Annotated in this window: 1 protein-coding gene and 3 rRNA genes; 1 reads left to right on the forward strand and 3 read right to left on the reverse strand. The window is 54.7% G+C overall.

What is annotated here, in order from left to right; all coding sequences use genetic code 11:
* A partial coding sequence (locus AOZ49_RS22130) for an aldolase (protein ID WP_082380542.1) occupies positions 1-729 on the forward strand: 729 nt, incomplete at its 5' end.
* A gap of 135 nt (positions 730-864) precedes the next feature.
* Here the strand turns inward: AOZ49_RS22130 and rrf (AOZ49_RS22135) are convergent.
* From rrf (AOZ49_RS22135) to AOZ49_RS22145, 3 genes are all read right to left on the reverse strand, one after another.
* Positions 865-977: ribosomal RNA gene (rrf, locus tag AOZ49_RS22135) — 5S ribosomal RNA — on the reverse strand.
* Between the two features lie 180 nt (positions 978-1,157).
* Positions 1,158-1,270 (reverse strand): 5S ribosomal RNA (gene rrf, locus AOZ49_RS22140).
* 199 nt (positions 1,271-1,469) lie between these two features.
* Positions 1,470-4,352 (reverse strand): 23S ribosomal RNA (locus AOZ49_RS22145).
* Positions 4,353-4,584: the final 232 nt, after the last annotated feature.

A 4,584-nucleotide genomic window follows, 5' to 3' on the forward strand; every position in this document is an offset into this window, starting at 1 on the left:
CATGCGGACCGCGTCGCCTCCCTGCGCGCAGACCTGGCGCTGGCCCTGCGCGCGGCCGCTGCGCACGGACTCGGCGAAGGCGTCTGCAACCACTTCAGCGTGGCGCTGCCCGGCGATACCGATCATTTCCTGCTGAACCCTCGCGGCCTGATGTGGAACGAAGTCCAGGCCGACGACATCGTGCTGGTCGACGCCCAGGGCCAGAAACTCGCGGGACGCCACGAAGTCGAGCCCACCGCCATGTTCATCCACGCCGCGATCCACCGCATCGCCGGCAAGGCCTGTGTGCTGCACACCCACATGCCGTACGCCACGGCCCTGACGTTGACGGCCGACCGGACGCTGGATACCACGCTATCCCAGAATGCCATGCGCTTTCACGGCCGCATCGCCGTCGATGGGGACTACAACGGCCTGGCCCTGGATGCCAGCGAAGGCGAACGCATCGCCCACGCCATGCAAGGCGCCGATATCGCTTTTCTCGGTAATCACGGCGTGGTGGTCTGCGGCGAGCGCCTCGACTACGCCTACGATGACCTGTTCTTCCTCGAGCGCGCCTGTACCGCCCAGGTGCTGGCGCAGTCCACCGGCCGACCCATGGCGCCGGTGGACCCGAGAATCGCCTCGAAGGTCGCGGAACAGATCCAGAGCGAACGCCTGCAGTCCGAACTGTTCTTCGCCGCGCTGCGGCGCCAGCTGCCCGACGCACCGCAACGCCAGCCGGGCTGATGCCGGCAACGAGGCGGGAGCAAAGGGTGGCGCGGCCCATGCGGCCAACGCCATGAGAATCGCCTCAGTCGGCGTTTCGCGCCAAAGAAAAAACCCCGCAGGCGTCAGCCTGCGGGGTTTTCTTTTCGAATAACTGCCTGATACTGACCTACTTTCACAGACGTCCGTCCACTATCATCGGCGCGAAGGCGTTTCACTGTCCTGTTCGGGATGGGAAGGAGTGGTACCACCTTGCTATGGGTATCAGGCTTAACCTGCCGAGCCTCCCGCCACAATGGCGAGCGCTCCAATCCTGGGTACTGCATGGCCAGCTTCGTGCGCGACGGACGATCAGAGCCTGGCTCAATAATCATGCCGCGCGCATAAACGGGCTTTTCACAAAGACAAAACCCCACAGGCGAGAGCCTATGGGGTTTTGCGGAATAAAAGCCTGACGATGACCTACTTTCACAGACGTCCGTCCACTATCATCGGCGCAAAGGCGTTTCACTGTCCTGTTCGGGATGGGAAGGAGTGGTACCACCTTGCTATGGTCGTCAGGCGTAACTGGTTGAGAGATTGTCTTTGGGGACAACCGCTCCAATCTTGGAAGAAGCGCAACGTGTGGGGATCAGAGTCTAGCTCGATGATCCCGCACAGTGGGTGTAATTGGTGTTGGCTGGCTGCTGACGGGGCAGCCAGATTTTGTATTGAACGACACTTGGAACGCTATATCACCAGGTCATAACCATCAGTGTTATAGGATCAAGCCTCACGAGCAATTAGTATCGGTTAGCTTAACGCATTACTGCGCTTCCACACCCGACCTATCAACGTCCTGGTCTCGAACGACTCTTTAGGGGGATCAAGTCCCCGGGATACCTAATCTTCAGACGAGTTTCCCGCTTAGATGCCTTCAGCGGTTATCTCTTCCGTACTTAGCTACCCGGCAATGCCATTGGCATGACAACCGGTACACCAGAGGTACGTCCACTCCGGTCCTCTCGTACTAGGAGCAGGCTCCGTCAAGTATCCAACGCCCACGGCAGATAGGGACCAAACTGTCTCACGACGTTTTAAACCCAGCTCACGTACCTCTTTAAATGGCGAACAGCCATACCCTTGGGACCGGCTACAGCCCCAGGATGAGATGAGCCGACATCGAGGTGCCAAACACCGCCGTCGATATGAACTCTTGGGCGGTATCAGCCTGTTATCCCCAGAGTACCTTTTATCCGTTGAGCGATGGCCCTTCCATTCAGAACCACCGGATCACTATGTCCTGCTTTCGCACCTGTTCGACTTGTCAGTCTCACAGTCAAGCACGCTTATGCCATTGCACTATCAGCACGATTTCCGACCGTACCTAGCGTACCTTCGAACTCCTCCGTTACACTTTGGGAGGAGACCGCCCCAGTCAAACTGCCCACCATGCACTGTCCCCGATCCGGATAACGGACCAAGGTTAGAACCGCAAACAAACCAGGGTGGTATTTCAAGGATGGCTCCACGTGATCTAGCGACCACGCTTCAAAGCCTCCCACCTATCCTACACAGGCCGGTTCACAGTCCAATGCAAAGCTACAGTAAAGGTTCATGGGGTCTTCCCGTCTAGCCGCGGGTAGATTGCATCATCACAAACACTTCAACTTCGCTGAGTCTCAGGAGGAGACAGTGTGGCCATCGTTACGCCATTCGTGCAGGTCGGAACTTACCCGACAAGGAATTTCGCTACCTTAGGACCGTTATAGTTACGGCCGCCGTTTACCGGGGCTTCGATCAAGAGCTTGCACCCCATCACTTAACCTTCCGGCACCGGGCAGGCGTCACACCCTATACGTCGACTTTCGTCTTTGCAGAGTGCTGTGTTTTTAATAAACAGTCGCAGCCACCGATTCTCTGCGACCCCATCATGCTAAGCGCGCAGGCGCTTCACACTACCGGGGTATACCTTCTCCCGAAGTTACGGTATCAATTTGCCGAGTTCCTTCTCCTGAGTTCTCTCAAGCGCCTTGGAATATTCATCCCGTCCACCTGTGTCGGTTTGCGGTACGGTCTCGTACAGCTGAAGCTTAGAGGCTTTTCTTGGAACCACTTCCAATCACTTCGCAAGCAATGCTCGCTCGTGCCGTACCCTTGATTTACGCGCCCGGATTTGCCTAAGCGCCATCTTCGATACGTCAACAGGGACATCCAACACCCTGATGATCTTCCGCGATCCGTCCCCCCATCGCACTGTACGACGGTGCTGGAATATTAACCAGCTTCCCATCAGCTACGCATCTCTGCCTCGCCTTAGGGGCCGACTCACCCTGCGCCGATGAACGTTGCGCAGGAAACCTTGGACTTACGGCGAGGGGGCTTTTCACCCCCTTTATCGCTACTCATGTCAGCATTCGCACTTCTGATACCTCCAGCAGCCTTTACAAGCCACCTTCGCAGGCTTACAGAACGCTCTCCTACCGCGTGCACTAAAAGTGCACACCCGCAGCTTCGGTTTATCGCTTAGCCCCGTTACATCTTCCGCGCAGGACGACTCGATCAGTGAGCTATTACGCTTTCTTTAAAGGATGGCTGCTTCTAAGCCAACCTCCTGACTGTCTATGCCTTCCCACTTCGTTTCCCACTTAGCGATAATTTGGGACCTTAGCTGGCGGTCTGGGTTGTTTCCCTCTTGAGTCCGGACGTTAGCACCCGGTGCTCTGTCTCCCAAGCTGTACTTGCGGGTATTCGGAGTTTGCCATAGTTTGGTAAGTCGCCATGACCCCCTAGCTATAACAGTGCTCTACCCCCCGCAGTAATACTTGAGGCACTACCTAAATAGTTTTCGGAGAGAACCAGCTATTTCCAGATTTGTTTAGCCTTTCACCCCTATCCACAGCTCATCCCCTAATTTTTCAACATTAGTGGGTTCGGTCCTCCAGCACGTGTTACCGTGCCTTCAACCTGGCCATGGATAGATCATCTGGTTTCGGGTCTACACCCAGCGACTGAATCGCCCTATTCGGACTCGCTTTCGCTACGGCTTCCCTATTCGGTTAACCTTGCCACTGAATGTAAGTCGCTGACCCATTATACAAAAGGTACGCAGTCACCCCACAAGGAGGCTCCTACTGTTTGTATGCATACGGTTTCAGGATCTATTTCACTCCCCTTCCGGGGTTCTTTTCGCCTTTCCCTCACGGTACTGGTTCACTATCGGTCGATCACGAGTATTTAGCCTTGGAGGATGGTCCCCCCATCTTCAAACAGGATTTCACGTGTCCCGCCCTACTTTTCTTACGCTTAGTTCCACACACAAAATTTCGTCTACAGGGCTATCACCTGCTACGGCCGGACTTTCCATTCCGTTCGACTATCTTGCATGCTAAAACGTAAAGGCTCTTCCGATTTCGCTCGCCACTACTTTCGGAATCTCGGTTGATTTCTTTTCCTCGAGCTACTGAGATGTTTCAGTTCACCCGGTTCGCTTCCACTGACCTATGTATTCAGTCAGGGATACTCCTTGCGGAGTGGGTTTCCCCATTCGGACATCTGCGGATCAAAGCTTGTTTGCCAGCTCCCCGCAGCTTTTCGCAGGCTACTACGTCCTTCATCGCCTGTGATCGCCAAGGCATCCACCATATGCACTTAGTCGCTTGATCCTATAACGCTGTAGGCTATAGGACCTGAGTATTAGCGTTTGTGCCGTTCATAAGTTTCAAAGCAGTCTGAGGTTATTCACCCCAGTCTTGAGAACTTGGAACAAAATTAATGCAATCACAACCCGTACTTATCTTCATCGACTTGCGTCGAGTACTTGATAAGTACATTTCGTTGTGCTTCTTCCAGATTGTTAAAGAACGAATATAGCTGTTAGGTAAAACCTAACTCATA

It is taken from the genome of Achromobacter sp. 2789STDY5608615 (assembly GCF_001298995.1).
GTDB lineage: Bacteria > Pseudomonadota > Gammaproteobacteria > Burkholderiales > Burkholderiaceae_B > Achromobacter > Achromobacter insuavis.